A 17,707-nucleotide genomic window follows, 5' to 3' on the forward strand; every position below is an offset into this window, starting at 1 on the left:
CTCGGGCGGCGCGGCTTCGGTCAGGCTCCGCCCGCGCGGGCCCAGTGGCAGGCCACCTGGCCGCCCGTCCCGCCGCCCCCGCCGTCGAGGATCTCCAGGTCCAGGCTCCGGCACGCGTCCGCCACGCCCACCCGGTCCGCCTCGCCGCCGAGCAGGACCTGGCAGCGCGCGTGGAACCGGCAGCCCCCGGGGACACGGGCCGGGTCCGGAGGCTCGCCCGTGAGGACCACCGGGTCGCCCGGCGCCTCCGGGAGCACCGACAACAGCGCCTGGGTGTAGGGGTGCCGGGGCGCGGTCAGCACCTGCTCCACCGCCCCGGTCTCCACGATCCGGCCGAGATACATCACCGCGACCCGATCGGCGATGTTCCAGGCCAGCCCCAGGTCGTGCGTGACCACCAGTGCGGACAGGCCCAGTTCGGTGCGCAGCCGGAGCAGCAGCGCCAGGATCTCGCCGCGTACGGAGGCGTCCAGCGAGGCCACCGGCTCGTCGGCGACGAGGAGTTCGGGCTCCAGGACCAGCGCACCCGCGATCACCACCCGCTGCCGCTGCCCGCCGGACAGCTCGTGCGGGTACCGCAGGAAGAAGCGTTCCGGTGGCCGCAGCCCGGCCCGGGACAGGGCTCCCGCGACCGCCGCCCGCTCGTCGCCGCGGTGACCGTGGATGCGCAGCCCCTCGGCCACCGCGTCGTACACCGTGTGCCGGGGATTGAGCGAACCGCTCGGGTCCTGCAGAACCAGCTGGACCCGCTTGCGGTACGCCTTGAGGGAGCGGCTGGAACGGTCCAGCGGCCGCCCGTCGAAGGCGACGCGCCCCGCGGTCGGCTCGACCAGGCCCAGCAGGGCACGGGCCAGTGTCGTCTTGCCGCAGCCCGACTCACCCACCAGGGCGACGATCTCACCGGGCCGGATGTCGAGATCGACGCCGTCCACCGCGCGGGCGGGCGGGGCACCGTTCCGGCCGGGGAAGGCGACGTGGACACCCCGGGCACTCAGCAGGGGCGGCGTGCCGGTGAAGTCGGGGGAGCCGGGGACAACAGCGGGGGAGGCCGTCATGGGGTGGTACGCCTCACTTCCTCCAGGGACCGCGGACCGGGTTCCTGCGGTTCGGGCACTTGGGCCTCGGGCTCCTGCGGTTCGGGTCCGTGTCGTTCGGGCTCGTGGTCCCGTGTGTTCTCGGACGTGTCCTCCGCGACCCGTACACAGGCCGCCCGCCGCCGAGGCCCCGCCGGCCGCAGGGCCTGGTCCTCGACCGCGCAGGACTCCAGGACCACCGGGCAGCGCGGATGGAAGGTGCACCCGGCAGGCAGCGCCGACGGGTCCGGCGGGTCGCCCGCCAGCCCCCGCGGCGCGAAGCGTGACACCGGGTCGCCGATACGGGGGAACGCCGCCGACAGCGCACGGGCGTAGGGATGCCGTGCGGCCTCGTAGACCTGCCCCGCCGGGCCCTCTTCCACCACCCGGCCCGCGTACATCACCGCGAGCCGGTCGCAGGTGTCGGCGAGGACCGCCAGATCATGGCTGATCATGATCAGACCCACGTCCTGGTCCGCGACCAGGTGTTCGATGAGCCGCAGGATCTGCGCCTGGATCATCACGTCGAGCGCGGTGGTCGGCTCGTCCGCGATGATCAGCCGCGGATCGCAGGCCAGCGCCATCGCGATCATGACGCGCTGGCGCTGCCCGCCGGACAGTTCGTGCGGGTAGTCCGTAGCGCGGGCGGCCGGGAGACCGACGTGCTCCAGCAGCTCACCGGCCTTCCGCCGGGCCCCGGCCGGGGTCGCCTTGCGGTGCAGCAGGATCGGCTCGGCGATCTGGTCGCCGATGCGGTGGACGGGGTTGAGGGAGTGCATCGCGCCCTGGAACACGATCGAGGCCCCGGCCCAGCGGACCGCCCGTACCCGGCCCCACTTCATGGCCAGGACGTCCTCGCCGTCCAGCAGGATCTCCCCACCGGTCCGCGTCCCGGCCGGCAGCAGCCGCAGCAGCGCGAGCGCGAGCGTGGACTTGCCGCAGCCCGACTCCCCGGCGATGCCCAGCTTCTGGCCGGCCTCCAGACGCAGGTCCACCCCGCGTACCGCGGCGGCCCCGCCCGCGTACGTCACCGTCAGGTCCCTGACGTCGAGCAGGCTCAACGGGACACCCCCAGCCTGGGGTTGAGGACGGACTCCACGGCCCGCCCGCAGAGTGTGAACGCCAGCGCCACCACGGCGATGGCGATGCCCGGCGGCACCAGGTACCACCAGCGGCCGGCGCTGACCGCGCCCGCCTCCCGCGCGTCCTGCAGCAGCCCGCCCCACGACACCACCGTCGGGTCACCGAGCCCCAGGAACGCCAGGGTCGCCTCGGCGAGGATCGCCGCGGAGATGATCAGGGTCGTCTGGGCCAGCACCAGCGGCATCACATTGGGCAGCACATGGCGCGACATCACATGCCAGTGCCCACCGCCCAGCGCCCGCGCGCGTTCGATGTACGGCCGGGTCTCCACCGCCAGGGTCTGCGCGCGCACCAGCCGGGCTGTCGTCGGCCAGGTCGTCACCCCGATCGCCACCACGATGGTGACGAGCGAGCGGGACATCACGGTGGCCAGCGCGATCGCCAGCACCAGGGTGGGCATCACCAGGAACCAGTCGGTGACGCGCATCATCACCGTCGCGTACCAGCCCCGGAAATGTCCCGCCGTCACGCCGATCAGGGTGCCGATCGCCACCGACAGCACGGCGGCGAGCAGCCCCACCAGCAGGGACACCCGCGCTCCCCAGATCACCAGACCGAGCAGGTTCCTCCCGAACTGGTCGGTGCCGAAGGGGAACTCCGTGCCAGGGCTCTCCATCGGGCTGCCCGGAGCGTCCGCCACGTTGTCCACGTCGGAGCCGACCAGCAGGGGAGCGGCCAGCGCGAGCAGGGCGAAGAGCAGGAGCGCCGCCAGGCCGAAGACACCGGCCCGGTGGGTGCGGTACTGCCGCCAGAATCGTGCGGCCGAGTCCCGGCGCCGCCGCCACGCGAGCGCGCGCGGACCCGTGGCCGCCGGTCCCTTCCCCGCAGCGGCCGCAGCAGCCGTGACGGTCGTGACGGTCGTGAGCGTGTCCGGAGGCGTGCCCGGGGGTGTTCCGTCGCCGTCCATGGTGCTTTCGGCGGCCGGTTCCCCTGTCGTGCCGTTGTCGGTCGTCATCGGCCCACCCGGGGGTCGAGCAGCGGATAGATCAGATCGGCCAGCGTGTTCATCACGATCACCGCGGCGGCGAACACGAAGAACAGCCCCTGCACCAGCGGCAGATCGGGCACGCTCAGCGCCTGGTAGAACAGTCCGCCGAGCCCCGGCCAGGAGAACACCGTCTCCACCAGGATCACCCCGGCCACCGTCCGGCCGAGGTTGATGAAGATCAGCGTCACCGTCGGCAGCAGCGCGTTGGGCACCGCGTGCCTGCGCCGTACGAGGTCGTCGCGCAGCCCCTTGGCCCGCGCGGTGGTCAGATAGTCGCTGCCCATCTCGTCCAGCAGCGCCGACCGGGTCACCAGCAGCGTCTGCCCGTACTCCACCGCGACCAGCGTCAGCACGGGCAGCACCAGATGGTGCGCCACGTCCAGGACCTGGGCGAAGCCCTCCTCGCCGCCCGACTCCATGCCACCGGTGGGGAACAGCCCCGGGATCGGGCCGACGCCCACCGACAGCGTGATGATCAGCAGCAGCCCGAGCCAGAAGGACGGGATGGAGTACAGCGTCAGAGCCAGCCCCGTGTGGACCCGGTCCCCGAGCCGTCCGTGCCGCCACGCGGACCGGGTGCCGAGCACGATGCCGAGCGCCGTGTAGAGGACGAAGGCGGTACCGGTGAGCAGCAGTGTGTTCGGCAACGCCTCGGTGATCTTGTCGATCACCGGCGCGTTGAACTGGTACGACGTTCCCAGGTCCCCGGTGAGCGCCTTGCCGCAGTAGTCGGTGAACTGCTGCCACAACGGCAGGTCCAGCCCGAACTCCCTTCGATAGGACGCCAGTTGCTCGGCCGACACCTGACGGCCGCCGGTCATGAACTTCACCGGGTCGCCCGGGATCAGCCGGAAGAGGAAGAAGCTGGTGACGAGGACGGCCAGGAGGGACACGGCCGCGCCGGCCACCTTGCCCGCCACGTACCGCAGATACGCGGTGGTGGTGCGGGCGCGCGGCCCGCGGGCCGCCGGTCCGTCCTTCGCCGGACCGGCGGTCTGCGTGCCCTCGACCGGAGCGGATGTCGCGTCGGCGGTCATGAGTACCCGTCGCCCGCCCTACTCGCGGTCCTCGGCGGTGGCCCGCCGCCGCATCGCCACGAACACCCCCAGCCCGACGAGGACGACGGCGCCCGCGGCGATCCCGACGGCCACACCCGTCGACGACCCGCCCTCGGAGGCCTCACCGGAGCTCGCCGGCACCGCGGACCACCAACTCCAGTAGCCGTCCTGGCCGTAGAGGTTGCCGGCCTTCTTCGGCATCGTGGTGATCGACTCGATCTGGTCGGTGCGGTACGCCTCGACCGCGTTCGGATACGCCATGACGTTCATGTACCCGAGGTCGTACAGCCGTGACTCCATCTGCTGGACGATGTTCGCCCGTTTGGCGGGGTCGTACTCGACCAGCTGCTGGGCGTACAGCTCGTCGTACTTCTTGTCGCAGATGAAGTTGTCGGTCGCGCCGGTGTCCTTCGGGGTCGCCGGAAGCGCCCCGCAGGTGTGGATCGACAGGACGAAGTCGGGGTCGGGGTTGACCGACCAGCCGTCGAAGGCCAGATCGTACTCGCCGGCGAGCCATGGATCGGTCACGTTGTCCAGACAGCTGAGCGTGACCCCGATGCCGAGGTCGCCCCACCACTCCTCGAGGTACTTGCCGATGGCCTTGTCGTTCGGGTCGGTGGCGTGGCACAGGACCCGGTAGTTCAGCGGCTTGCCGTCCTTGCCGACCCGCTTGCCGTCACCGTTCTTCTCGTAGCCCGCCTGATCGAGCAGTCGGGCCGCCTCCGCCGGGTCGTACGCCAGCTCCTGGTCGGCCGACGGCTCCCAGAAGTACTGCTCGTACCGCGGCGGGATGTAGCCCGCGCCCATCTCCGCGTGGCCCTGGAACACCTTGTCGATGATGGTCTTCCGGTCCACCGCCCGGAACAGCGCGTTGCGGACCCGCTGGTCCAGCAGCGAGGGGTGCCCGTTCCCCACCTTCTCGCCGTTCCTGGCCTTCGCGCCCGGATTGGTGGCGAGGGCGTAGAAGCGGCGGCCGGGCGCGTCGTTGACCTTGATGTTCTTCTCGTTCCGGAGCGATGCCGCCTGTGCCGGCGTCAGGGACGGCGACCCGGCGACGAACGACACCTCACCCTTGCGCAGCGCGGACACCGCCGCGTCCTGGTCCTTGTAGTACCGGAAGAGCAACTCGTCGAACTTCGGCGCCCCGCGCCAGAAGTCCTTGTTGGGCACCAGCCGCACATAGCTGTCGGGCTTGTAGTCGGTGAGGACGAACGGCCCGTTGCCGACGATCGGGAAGTCCTTGTCGTTGTTGAACTTCGAGAAGTCGTCGACCTTCTCCCACACGTGCTTGGGCACGATCGGCACGTCCAGCGCCGTCATGGTGGCCTGCGGCTTCTTCAGCCGGATGACCAGCTCGGTCGGGCTCGGCGCGGTGACCTTCTCGAAGTTGGCGACGAAGCTGCCGTTGGCCGTGGCCGCGCCCTCGTCGGTCATCATCGTGTTGAACGTCCATGCCGCGTCCTCGGCGGTGGCCCGCTGCCCGTCCGACCACGTGGAGTCGGAGCGGATGGTGTACGTCCACGTCAACTTGTCCGGGGACGACTTCCACTCGGTGGCCAGGCCCGGGATGACACGGTTGTCCTCGGGGTCGTAGTTGGTCAGATACTCGTACGTGAGCCGGTGAATGCTCGTACTGAGCAGCCGCACCGCGAGGAACGGGCTGAGCGAGTCGACGCTCTGCGCCACCGCGACGGTCAGCGTCTGCTTCCCGTCGTCGGCCGCCCGGGCCTGCCGCGGCGCCGGGTCGAGCGGGGTCGCGAGCCCGGCGGTGAGGGCGAGCGCGGCCGCACCGGCCGCTGCGACGAGCCGGCCCCGGCGCGGAACGCCGCTCCCCGTCCGTGGTCCGGACCGTGGACCGGTGCCCGGACGTCTGGTGTCGTGGTGACCGCCGTACTGATCGTTCGTGTCCATAGGGTCGCTGACCTCGCGTCATCACTCGCACGGGTAGGACTGGTTGATCAGGTGAGTGGTGAGTGTCTATCAGCGGTATCCGGCGGGCGTCAACGGCGCGCACACCCCATGTGGCCTGCGGAAATAACGAATTGGCGAGTACTTTGCGCCCATTGGTCGAGACCACTGAAGCGCTCCTGGCCAGCGCCTGACGCTGCGCCGCACCCCGAATACGGGAGAGCCCGCATCCGTGTGCGAACGGTGCGGGCCGGAAACCCGATCGGCCCCTCGAAAGGGGCCGATCGGGTGGCATTCCCTACTGCTGTGGGGGCGGTGCCTGCGGGGGTGGTGTCTGCCCCCCACCGTGCTGGTCCGGGTGGCCGGGCGGGCCCGGGTACGGATAGCCGTAGCCGGGCTGGGGGTACGGCTGGCCGGGAGCGGCCTGCGGGTATGCCGGGCCGGGCGGCGCGGGGGGCTGACTCGGCTGACCGGGCTGAGCGTACGGCTGGCCGGGCTGCGGCTGCTGGGGATACGGGCCCGGCTGTCCGGGGTACGGCTGGCCCGGCATGTGCTGACCCGGGACGTACTGCCCCGGCAGCGGCGGGGCGGCGACCGGCGGCGGGTTGCCGTCGGAGGTCCACAGGCCGTGCGACTGCTGGTGCCGGACGAAGTCCTCGGCGACCAGCGACGCGAGGTTGAAGTACGCCTCCCGCACCTTCGGCCGCATCATGTCGAGATCGACCTCCGCACCGGCGGCCAGATGCTCGTCGAACGGTACGACGATCACACCCCGGCAACGGGTCTGGAAGTGCGACACGATGTCGTCGACCTTGATCATCTTGCCGGTCTCGCGCACACCCGAGATGACCGTGAGCGACCGCGAGACGAGATCCGCGTACCCGTGGGCCGACAGCCAGTCCAGCGTCGTGCTGGCGCTGCTCGCGCCGTCCACGGACGGTGTCGAGATGATGATGAGCTGATCGGCCAGGTCCAGTACCCCGCGCATGGCGCTGTAGAGCAGCCCCGTACCGGAGTCGGTGAGGATGATCGGGTACTGCTTGCCCAGAACGTCGATGGCCCGCCGGTAGTCCTCGTCGTTGAAGGTCGTCGAGACGGCGGGGTCGACGTCATTGGCGATGATCTCCAGGCCGGAGGGGGCCTGGGAGGTGAACCGCCTGATGTCCATGTACGAGTTGAGGTGGGGGATCGCCTGCACCAGGTCACGGATGGTGGCCCCGGTCTCCCGCCGCACCCGGCGGCCGAGCGTACCGGCGTCGGGGTTGGCGTCGATCGCGAGGATCTTGTCCTGCCGCTCACTGGCGAGGGTGGCGCCGAGCGCGGTGGTCGTGGTCGTCTTGCCGACACCGCCCTTGAGACTGATCACGGCGATCCGGTAGCAGGACAGCACCGGCGTACGGATCAGCTCCAGCTTCCGCTGCCGCTCGGCCTCCTCCTTCTTTCCGCCCAGCTTGAAACGCGACCCGCCCGCGGCCGGCCGACTGCTCTTCGCCTTCTGCTTCTTGCTGTTGAGGAGCCGGTCCGACGACAGTTCCACGGCCGCGGTGTAACCGAGCGGCGCGGCCCCGGGGTTGGTCTGCTGCCGCTGGTCGTGCTGGATCGGCTGCGGCCAGGCGGCCCCGGCACGGGGATCGACGGGCGGCTGCGGGGGCTGCGGCGGCTGACCGGCGTGCGGGGGCCGGCCGGGGTGCGGGGGCTGGGGCTGCTGGAGGGGGAACCCCTGCTGGGCGGCCTGCGGTTGCTGGGGCTGCGGCGGTACGGGCGGCTGCTGGGGCGGCTGCTGGGGCTGGGCCTGCGGCGGTACGGGCTGCTGCGGGGGCGCCTGCTGCGGGAAGCCGTAACCGCCCGGCTGGGCCGGGGGAGTCGGGGCGGCCGGTACGGGACCGGCGGGTGGGAACCCGTAACCGGCGGGGGTGTTGGGAGCAGGAACACCCGGCTGGGGGAAGCCGTATCCGGCCTGCGGAGCGGGCGGGGCCGGTGCCTGGTGCTGCGGTGGCGTCGGCCCGTCCGGCGCGTTCCAGGCGGCGGGCGCGGGCTGCGGCGCCTGCGGCTGGAACGGCGGCTGCTGCGCGGGTACTTCCGCGTCCGTGGGAGCCGTCGCGGGAGCCTGCGGCGGCTGTGCGGGCCACTGGCTCGCGGGTGCCGGGGCGGCGGGGTACGGCGGAGGCGGCGCCACCGGTGGCGCCGGGGGAGTCCAGGCGGCCGCTGACGGAGGGTCGGAGGGGGCCGGGACGGCACCCTGAGGTGCGCTGTCTGGGGTGCCTGGGGTTTCCGTGGCGTCGTCCGCACCGTCAGAACCGACCACACCACCCCCCGGCGTGTCACCCACCACCGGCTTGGCGCCCTCGGGTTCGGGCGCGTCTGCCTCGGCCTCGGCCTCGACGACAGCGTCTTCGGAGTCCTCGGCGTCGTCCTCGTCCTCAAGACCGTCGGGAGCCTCGACGTCCGTGACGTCGTCGGTCCCGTCCTGAGCGTCGGCCGACTCCAGCCGCGTATCCGGCTTCGGAGTCGCCTCCGCCTCGGGTGCGGTCTCGGTCTCGCGCTCCCGGATCTCCCGCTTCAGGGCTGCGGCGGAGAACCGGATGGTGGCACCGCTCTCGAGGTCGCCGTTACCGGAGCCGGGCTCCGGCTCGGGCGCGGACGGGGGAGTGGGTACGGGCGCCTCGCCCCGCTCGTCCCCTTCCGGAGGCTGCTGCGGCTCGAAACCGCTCCCCACCGGAAGCCTGGGCACGGCGACCGGCCCCCCGGTCGGCGGAGCGGGCGGAGTGAACGGGACCCCCGGCGCGGGAGCCGGCGGTGTGAAGGGAGTGCCCGGCGTGGGAGCGGGCGGCGGCGGAGTCAACCCGGGCAACGGCGGAACGGGCCCGCCCGACCCCGAAACGGGAGCAGACGAAGGAGACGAAGGACCGGCCCCCTTCCCGGAGCTCCCCGACCCGGAACTAGGACTCGAACCCTCCGAAGCGTTCTGCGTGTACCAGGCCGGCGGTGCGTAGTCGATGGTGAACTCGCCCGTCGCCTCGACGGCGGACTCCGCGTCGGGCTGGTCATCGCCGGGTGTCGCCCAGCCCCCGCGCATCCCGTCCCGATCGCTGCTCACAGTTCCTCCTGGTGTGGTCGAGCACCCTCACGCCGTGCTGGGGCGACCCTTGCTTGTCATTCGCAGTTGTCCGAGGCCGTCCGAGGTCGTCCGATCCACCGGCTCTCCCCCTGTGACGCCGACGCCCGGTCCACGGGTTCTCGCGTCACGCCAAGACCCAGCCTAATCACCACAGGCACCGCCCGGGCAGCCCCATCCTCACCCGAGCATCCGCCCCCTGCACCACGGCCCACCCCCGAAGTGCCGTGCACGGCTCCCGTATCTGTGGATGTTCCACCGGACATCCACGAACAAGGCGGACGGAACATCGGTGAGATCCCTGGGAACCCGATGCTTCAACCGCCGCTTCGTGCAGCGTTCCTGTCTGCTTCGAACCGGCCCACTTCCGTGAGCGATCACGGAACAGGGCACAGGAGGAGTGATCTCTGTCATCTCCTCCACGCAGGAGTCCCCGGAAAGAGGACCCACGCGTGAGCTTCGGCCCACCCACCATGGCTCCTCAACCCCCGCCGACCGTGGGAGAACAGGGCTGGGAGGCGCCATCGGAACATCGTCCGTGGCAGTCGCTCCCAAGGCGGTGCGCGAACGGGTGTTCCACTCGCCGAGTGAGTCAGTCCATGCGACGCGGCGCTCCCAGCAGTCCCGTCTCCGGGTCGGTGGGCTGAGTCATCACGTACTGATGGCCCCGGTCGGCGTACCAGAGAGTCATACCGTCGGGGAGCATCGGCAAGGACTCCACCTCGGTCGGCGAGAGGGCCATGACGCGCCCCAACTCCGCTGCCTCGTCCGGTGAAACACGTTGGATGCCCGTGAGCCGCGCCTGCCGCATGAGCCGGGGAGCGACCGGGCTGAGATACGGCAGCAGGGTGAGCACCGACTGCCATGGTCCCGACGTCACCCGTCCACGCGGCGGCCGCATGCCGCAGTCCCGGACCACCAGGACCGGCCCCATCGCCGAGGCACCCTGCGGCGGCACTCGGCCCACGTCGTGCACGGTCATCCCCGACTGGCCTCCGCCGACCGCCTGGACGACCTGGGCCCAGTGCCCCGGTCTGCCGGTCTCCACCGCGACCCTCGCGCCCGTCGCCGCCACGCGCAGTGCCAGCACCTGTGCCGTCCAGAGACCGCCGATGAACAGGATGTCGAACGGTGTCGGCCGATTCACCCCGAGGACGGCGGGCTGCCCCTCGGCGTTCACCCCCACCACGACACCGTCGTCCCCCACGGGCAGGGCGAGCGTGTCCACCTGGGAAAGGGGCAGCGTGTGCCGCGGATGACGGGGGCCCAGGAGTCCGAATCCGGTGCGCAGACGTCCCCGAAGACCAGTGCGCGGCTGATCCCCGGAGGCTGGCCCGGCGAGATTCGACGGTGTGGGCGTGACCATCAGCGGGCACCTCCGAGCGGCAGAGTGGCGAGCACAGCGGGTAGTTGCTCACGGTCCAGGCGGACGATCCCGGTCCGTGCCTGGCGCGCGGCCCGTTCCAGGGCCCGGCGCGCCTCGGACAGCTCGGTGCTGCTGCGGCCCGTGACCCGCACGTGCCCGGTGACCGACACGTTCTGCTGACCGCCTGGGGCCAGCACCAGACTGAACGTCGTCGCCAGCGCGGGAACCGCGGTCAACTGGGCCACCAGCTGCGGCAGTCCGATCGCGGAGCCGCCCAGTTGGGGCCACCGGCGTACCCAGTACGTGGTGTGCCGCCTGTTGTCGCAGCGCCAACTGCGGCTGGACTCCTCGGTCCGTCGCCGGGGCGTGTCGCCCTGCCCGAGCTGAGAGGTCACCACCGGGTTCGCACATGCCGAGGTGGCGATCGCAGCGGACAACTCCTCCTCGGTGAGCAGATTCGTACGGAACCCGGCGCCCGTCAGCCTGCTGGACAGGTGCTCCGCCGAGCGCACCAGACACTTCTGCGCGCCGAGAAGCCCGCCGCCCCGCGCGGCCACCGCCTCCGCGCACAGCTCGGGATCGAGCTTCAGCGCGATCCACATGATGCGGACCGCGGGCGCGGCCGTCTCCGCCTGGAGTTGGGCGTAGTTCGTCACCACGACTGATTGCTGCGGCAGGTGAGGAGCGGGCGCGGGCTGGGTGTGCAACACCACCTGCGCCGACTCCAGGCGAATACCGTCCACATCGAGCACGTCCCGCACCAGAGCGAGCGGGAGCGGCGTACGACCGCGCTCGGCGCGGAGGGCACCGGCGTCCGCCTCCACCTGGAGGACGGCCGTGAGGAAGCTCCCGTCACCCACCATGCCCACCGGGCGCCTGTCGTGGTCATCACGGCGGCTGTAGTTGTACGTCCGCAGGTTCGGCTCGCACTCCACGGCCGGGGCCAGACTGGAGTCGACGTCGCGTGGCAAGGGAGAGCTCGGGGCTCTGCGCACGCGGGCGCGCAGAGCCAGTTGGCTGCCGAGCCACTCCGGCAGGGAGCGCCCCCGGCGGCGTACGACAGCGAAGAGCACCAGGACGCCGCCGATCACACATCCCGCCACCAGAGCGGCGGGACCGGCGAGCCAACCGCACACCACCAGCGCGGCGACGAGTTCCAGCAGCACCAGCCGCTGCAGCGCGAAGGAGCCCCCTCGCCCGGAACGAGCCTGCAGGTGCGGTGTGACAGAACCGCGACTGGTCGCGGAACCACCGGCCGTCGACGCCGCATCGGCCCGCCGCGCCGCGGATTGCGATCGCGACCGGGTTCGCGGAGCGGATGCCATCACTGCAAATCCCCCGAACTCTCCCGGAAAACCACCGCACTCGGAAGGCGGCAAGGCTTCAGCACCCTACCCGTGCCACACAGACGACTGCGCAACAGGCATAGTAGGTGCTGGGTTTGACAGCCGAGGTTTCAGAGACACCCGGAGCGGAGCGGGCACCAGCGGCCTGCCCCTGATACTCCGCCGGTGCGCATGGCTTCGTACGGGGAGAGAACGAACACAGATGGCATCACGGCGCGATGAACTGAACGCCTACACCTTCGCGAAGCGCCGCACCCTCGCGTCCTTCCTGCAACCCTCTCCGTCGGGCTCGGAGGAGGGAGCCCCCAAGCCGCTCAGAGCGGTCGTGCCGGGCGTCATCGTCGGGGTGGTCGTCCTCGCGGTGTTCGGGGCGATCGGCATGTTCAGCCCGACGGCGCCGAAGGGGTGGGACGAGCCGGGGGCGCACGTGATCGTGGCCAGCGACTCCACGACCCGGTACGTCGTGCTCAAGACGGACGGGAAGAAGCAACTGCACCCGGTCCTCAACATGGCGTCCGCCAAGCTCCTCCTGGACCCGGACAAGGACAGTGTCATCACCGTCGACGAGGACGTCCTGGACAGGGGCGAACCCCCGCACGGGGCCACCATCGGCATTCCCTACGCACCCGACCGCCTGCCCTCGCCGGACGAGGCGGAGAAGGCCATGCGATGGGCGGTGTGCGAGCGCCCCGGGCCCGGCGGCCGGGCCATCCAGAAGGCGGCGTTCGTCCTCGCCGAGAAGGAATGGTCCAGGACCGAGGGCACGGACAGGCTCGTCGGGGGAGAGCTGATGTACGTCGTCGGCCCGGACGGCAAGAGCCAGTACGTGGTCGACTCGCGCGGATACGCCTACCCGCTGGCCGATCCGGCCGACAAGGAGCTCCTCAAAGCCCTCGACACGCAGGGCCGTGCCCCGCAGCGTGTGTCCCAGGAGTGGCTGGACACCCTTCACAAGGGCGACCCGATCGCGATCCCCGAGATCACGGGCACGCCGGGCGCGGACGCGGGCGCCTCCGACATGCTCAGGCAGTACGACAAGGTCGGCATGATCATCAAGGCGTACGACGGCCGGCGCATGCAGTACTACGTGATCCTGGAGGGCGGCGTGGCGCGCATCTCGGAGTTCACCGCCACCCTGCTCCTCAACAGCGGTGACCTCGTCGGCGTCGGACAGGCCGGTGAGGCCCAGCAGGTCAGCCCCGGCGCGGTCGTCGACAGCACCGAGTTCGACGGACAGCGGAACTGGCCGACGTACCGTCCGAAGACGGTCAACGGCGCCACGGCCGCCGGCAGCGGACGCAACACCGTCTGCAACGTGCTGCGCTCGGTCAACGCCAAGTCCGGGGTCACGACCCTCTCCACCTGGGCGGGCACCGACTTCCCCGCCCAGCTGCCCACCGGTTCCTCGAGCGCGTACGTGACCCCGGGCTCCGGCCAGCTCTACCGGCAGTTCCAGGGCACCGAGACCAAGGCGGGCGGGGTCTTCCTGGTCACCGACACGGGACTGCGTTACGCCCTGCAGTCCAACAACGACAGCACTACGGACGACAAGGGCATCGGAACCTCCGACAAGCAGCGCGAGCAGGAGCTCAGCGAGGCCCGGATCGCCCAGACCCGCCTCGGCTACGAGAAGGTGGAACCGTCCCCTGTTCCGGTGAACTGGTCGACGTTCCTGCCCACCGGCCCCCGCCTGTCGGAGGCGGCGGCCCGGCAGCCGCAGGGCTCGTAGCAGACGTGGTTCCCGAGGAGAAGGAAATCATGCTGCGAGCCAACGGCAGGAAGATCCCCCGGACGACGGCGACCGTGCTCGCGGTGACGGTCCTGTCCGGCGGGACGCTCTGCGCGTTCCCGCTCCCCGAGGCGAGGGCGGACGACGGTGGACGGTGCACGTTCCCCTCGAAGAAGTACGAGGGCCGGCCGTGGTCCCTGCAGCGCGTCAACCTGGACGAGTTGTGGGACGCAGTCGAAGGGCAAGGGGGTCAGCGTCGCGGTGATCGACACGGGGGTCGACGTGAAGAACCCCCAACTCGGCGACGCCGTCAACGTGTCCAAGGGCAGGAACTACCTGCCCGCCAAGAACACCAAGGGCGAGAAGATCGAACGCGGCAACGCCCAGGGCACGACCGACACGGTCGGCCACGGCACACGGGTCGCCGGCATCATCGCGGCCCGTCCCGCCAAGGGGACCGGCTTCGTGGGCCTGGCTCCCGAGGCCACGATCATCCCCATCAAGCAGAACGACGCGGAGGGCAACGGCACCGCGGAGACCCTCGCGTCATCGATCCGTTACGCCGTCCAGGCGGGCGCCGACGTCATCAACATCTCCCAGGACACGGCAAACGCCGTCCGACCCGCCCCGAGCCTGAAGGAGGCAGTCGACCACGCCTTGGACCAAGAGGTCGTGATCGTCGCCTCGGCCGGGAACGACGGCCTCGGAGGCAACGACAAGGTCACCTACCCGGCCTCCTACGAGGGTGTCCTCGCCGTGGCGGCGTCCGACCGCAACAACGAACGGGCGCCCTTCTCCCAGTCCGGAAAGTTCGTGGACGTGGCCGCCCCAGGCGTCGACATGGTCTCCACCGTCCCCGGCGACGGCCACTGCGCGGACAACGGCACCAGTTTCTCCGCGCCGTACGTGGCCGGGGTGGCGGCTCTCCTGAAGGCCAAATACCCCAAGTGGACGGCCGCCCAGATCGTCGCCCAGATCGAGCAGACGGCCGAACGCTCCATCCCCGGCCACGACCGCCTCGTCGGCTGGGGCGTGATCGACCCGGTCAGGGCCCTGACGGACGTGGACCCGGCCCACCCGGTGGAGTCCCCTCGGGCCGAGGAGGGGGGTGTTCGCGCGAAGGCGCCCTCCGTGGCCCCCCTGCACCTCGGTGAGACGGCCGAGGAACGCAACACCCGTCTGGGGACGTACGTGGCGGTCGGCGGCCTGGTCCTGGTGGCGGGCCTGACCGGTACGGCGGTTGCGGTGAGGGACGCACGACGTCGGCACGGAGAGCGGGGAGGCCACTCATGACGCAACTGTCGGTCTTCGTATTCGTCCTGTCCGACGTGCAGGTCACAGCGGACGTTGTTGCTGCTCGACGTACTGGCGGACGATCGCCCATGGCGCTCCGCCACACGAGGCGGAGAAATACGAGGGCGACCACAGGTGCCCGTGCATGACGGCGCGGTTGATCTAGCCGGTGAACTCTCCCCAGCCTTCGGCCGGGAGATGCCCCAGCCGTATTCCGGCGGTGCCCAGATGGAGATGCCCGTGCGACGTGTCTTCCAGGCCTTTGACTGTTCCGCCCCTAGATGAGATCGAATCGTAGTAGCGTCATGGTTTGTGCAGCTTCGCTACAACTACCGCGCCTACCCCGATACCGCCCAGCGCGGTGCGCTGGCGCGGGCGTTCGGGTGCGCCCGGGTGGTATGGAACGACTGTCTGCGCGACCGCAAGGAGGCACACGCGGCCGGGCTGCCGTATGTGACGTCCGCGGAGCTGTCCCGGCTGCGTATCACGCAGGCCAAGCGCACCGGGGAACGGGCCTGGCTCGCCGACGTCTCCGCGGTCGTCCTGCAGCAGTCGCTGCGGGATCTGGATGCCGCCTACCGGAACTTCTTCGACTCGATCAAGGGCAGGCGGCGGGGCCGCAAGGTGGGACCTCCCCGGTACAAGTCGAAGAAGGACACCCGGCAGTCGATCCGCCTGACCACGAACGCCTTCTCCCTCCAGGACAACGGCACGGTGTATGTGGCCAAGGTCGGAAACCTCAAGGTCAAATGGTCGCGCTGGCTGCCGGCCGCGCCCACGTCCCTGACCGTCACCCGGGACGGTGCGGGCCGCTACTTCCTCAGCTTCGTCGTGGACACCGAACCGGACATCCTCCCCGAGGCGGAGACCGAGACCGGGATCGACCTGGGCCTGTCCGCGTTCGCCGTGCTGTCCGACGGGACGAAGATCAGCGCCCCGCGTTTCCTGCGCCGGGCGGAGAAGAAGCTCAAGCGCCTCCAGCGGGAGCTGTCCCGCAAGACCAAAGGGTCGAAGAACCGGGCCAAGGCCCGCAGCAGGGTCGCACGCCAGCACGCCAAGGTGGCCGACCGGCGCCGGGACTTCCAGCACCAGGCCTCCACTCAGCTCATCCGCGACAACCAAGCGGTGTACGTGGAGGACCTCGCGGTGTCCGGCCTCGGCCGCACCCGGCTGGCCAAGTCGGTGCACGACGCGGGATGGTCCGCGTTCACCCGGATGCTGGAGTACAAGGCGGCCCGGCACGGCCGCACCTTCGCCAGGGTGGACCGGGCCTTCCCGTCCTCTCAGGTCTGCTCGGCCTGCGGATTTCGGGACGGACCGAAGCCGCTGCACGTCCGGGAGTGGGCGTGCAGCGAGTGCGGCACGGCGCACGACCGCGACCACAACGCGGCCCGCAACGTCCTTTTCGAGGGACGTCGTATCGTCGCCGCCGGACGGGCGGAGACGCTAAACGCCTGTGGAGCGCCGGTAAGACGGGCACACGTGCCCGCGCAGCGCGGTGAAGCAGGAAGCCCCCGGAAGGGCCGGACGGCCCAGGCCGGAATCCCTGGACCTTAGGCCAGGGAGCACGTCAAGCGTACGCGGTGACGAGCCGCAAGGGAGCCTGCTGATCCGCCTGCGCCGACAGCCCACGCCTCACCGGCAGACCGCAGAGCCCTCCACCGCCCGGGTGTACGCGGTGATCAACTCATGCATCGCTGCAGAGTCGTCCACACCGTCGGCATAGACCTGTGCTGTCGTGAACAGAACACGACCGGGATGCTCTGAACTGGCGCAACGCGCTCGCTGCACAGCACCCGTGCCGGTAAGCAGGGAGGCGCTGTCGTCTGTCAATACAGCAGCTTTAACCTGCGGAACCCCCTGGGCCACGTCGACGACGGTGTCGCCTTTCTGCCACCATTCCTGGCTCACTTCGAAGGCTACTTCGCCGTCGACAATCACTTGACAGCGTTTTCGGCTGGGCCCCGGGTTCTTTTCCTGGACGTCGATCTTGTTCCCTGAAGGAAGCGGATCATCAATGAGGCCCGAGTCCAGAGAAACGCCGCAAAGAGATTTGGGGATGTCGTATTTCTTCCCCTCGTCAGATCCCGAGCATCCGGCGAGCATGCCGACCGCCGCGAGCGCCACCGCAGATGCTGTGAGTGGTCGAGTGGTCAATTAGGTCGCGAGCCTTTGGATTGAGGCTTGATAAGAGAGTAGGGAACCTGCCTGCTCCTGTTCCAGGAGAAGGGCAAAAATTCCGGAATCGGGGCAGGTGGCGATGTAGTCACTGTGCTGTTGCGGTGCATTCAGGAGATTTCTCGACCTCATCGGTATAGGAAGCGATGAGATGCTTCATGGCGTCGGGATCGCTGTGCTTCGATTCAGATGCCTGTAGTGCCGTGTACAATTCTTGTTCGTAAACTTCATCCACGCACTTTCGGGTTTTCCCGAACCCTTCATTTCCGGAATACCGGAAGCGGCCGTCCTTCGTTGAGAATTTTATCTCTGCGAGTGTATGCCCTGAAGCGAAGTACGAGGTGGTCTTTCCTTTTGCCAGCCATTCTTGGGTGGTTGTCAAGACAAGAGTTCTGTCCACCACTACCTTGCACATGGTCATCCCCGAGTGCGGCTCTTCTTTCACCTTAATCTTTTCTCCCGGGGGCAAGAATGGGGTTAGTTTTTCGGGGTCCACCCTGATTCCGCACA

12 protein-coding genes and 2 pseudogenes are annotated in these 17,707 nt (G+C 70.0%); 3 read left to right on the top strand and 11 right to left on the bottom strand.

Annotated elements, in window-relative coordinates; translation table 11 throughout:
• Positions 1-20: 20 nt before the first annotated feature.
• From ACVW19_RS24730 to eccE, 8 genes are all read right to left on the bottom strand, one after another.
• Positions 21-1,055 (bottom strand): ABC transporter ATP-binding protein, encoded by a 1,035-nt coding sequence (locus tag ACVW19_RS24730; protein ID WP_457461849.1) that lies wholly within the window; start codon positions 1,053-1,055, stop codon positions 21-23.
• A complete protein-coding gene (locus ACVW19_RS24735; protein WP_457461850.1) occupies positions 1,052-2,134 on the bottom strand; it encodes an ABC transporter ATP-binding protein in 1,083 nt (360 codons plus the stop codon). Before ACVW19_RS24735 ends, ACVW19_RS24730 begins: the two co-directional genes overlap by 4 nt.
• Complete coding sequence (locus tag ACVW19_RS24740; RefSeq protein ID WP_457461851.1) at positions 2,131-3,171, bottom strand: ABC transporter permease; 1,041 nt, start codon at positions 3,169-3,171, stop codon at positions 2,131-2,133. The genes ACVW19_RS24735 and ACVW19_RS24740 overlap by 4 nt, the downstream gene beginning before the upstream one ends.
• A complete protein-coding gene (locus tag ACVW19_RS24745) occupies positions 3,168-4,241 on the bottom strand; it encodes an ABC transporter permease (protein WP_457461853.1) in 1,074 nt (357 codons plus the stop codon). The genes ACVW19_RS24740 and ACVW19_RS24745 overlap by 4 nt, the downstream gene beginning before the upstream one ends.
• Before the next feature lie 18 nt (positions 4,242-4,259).
• On the bottom strand, positions 4,260-6,173 hold the full coding sequence (locus ACVW19_RS24750) for an ABC transporter substrate-binding protein (protein ID WP_457461855.1): 1,914 nt from the start codon (positions 6,171-6,173) through the stop codon (positions 4,260-4,262).
• Between the two features lie 295 nt (positions 6,174-6,468).
• Complete coding sequence (locus ACVW19_RS24755; RefSeq protein ID WP_457461857.1) at positions 6,469-9,267, bottom strand: SCO5717 family growth-regulating ATPase; 2,799 nt, start codon at positions 9,265-9,267, stop codon at positions 6,469-6,471.
• 610 nt (positions 9,268-9,877) lie between these two features.
• Complete coding sequence (locus ACVW19_RS24760) at positions 9,878-10,651, bottom strand: hypothetical protein (protein ID WP_457461858.1); 774 nt, start codon at positions 10,649-10,651, stop codon at positions 9,878-9,880.
• A complete protein-coding gene (gene eccE, locus ACVW19_RS24765) occupies positions 10,651-11,976 on the bottom strand; it encodes a type VII secretion protein EccE (protein ID WP_457461860.1) in 1,326 nt (441 codons plus the stop codon). Before eccE ends, ACVW19_RS24760 begins: the two co-directional genes overlap by 1 nt.
• 223 nt (positions 11,977-12,199) lie before the next feature.
• On the opposite strand from eccE, the gene eccB reads away from it, so the two are divergent.
• Positions 12,200-13,726 (top strand): type VII secretion protein EccB, encoded by a 1,527-nt coding sequence (gene eccB, locus ACVW19_RS24770; RefSeq protein WP_457461862.1) that lies wholly within the window; start codon positions 12,200-12,202, stop codon positions 13,724-13,726.
• Between the two features lie 29 nt (positions 13,727-13,755).
• Positions 13,756-15,019 (top strand): annotated as a pseudogene (mycP, locus tag ACVW19_RS24775) (type VII secretion-associated serine protease mycosin).
• A gap of 42 nt (positions 15,020-15,061) precedes the next feature.
• Here the strand turns inward: mycP and ACVW19_RS24780 are convergent.
• Positions 15,062-15,160, bottom strand: a pseudogene (locus ACVW19_RS24780) (transposase); the annotation flags it as partial.
• A 171-nt stretch (positions 15,161-15,331) separates the two neighbouring features.
• Between ACVW19_RS24780 and ACVW19_RS24785 the strand changes: the two are divergent.
• Complete coding sequence (locus ACVW19_RS24785) at positions 15,332-16,576, top strand: RNA-guided endonuclease InsQ/TnpB family protein (RefSeq protein ID WP_457461864.1); 1,245 nt, start codon at positions 15,332-15,334, stop codon at positions 16,574-16,576.
• Between the two features lie 78 nt (positions 16,577-16,654).
• On the opposite strand, the gene ACVW19_RS24790 is transcribed toward ACVW19_RS24785, so the two are convergent.
• On the bottom strand, positions 16,655-17,146 hold the full coding sequence (locus tag ACVW19_RS24790) for a hypothetical protein (RefSeq protein ID WP_457461865.1): 492 nt from the start codon (positions 17,144-17,146) through the stop codon (positions 16,655-16,657).
• A gap of 139 nt (positions 17,147-17,285) precedes the next feature.
• A complete protein-coding gene (locus ACVW19_RS24795; protein WP_457461867.1) occupies positions 17,286-17,693 on the bottom strand; it encodes a hypothetical protein in 408 nt (135 codons plus the stop codon).
• Positions 17,694-17,707: the final 14 nt, after the last annotated feature.

The sequence above is a fragment of the Streptomyces sp. TE5632 genome, assembly GCF_054061295.1.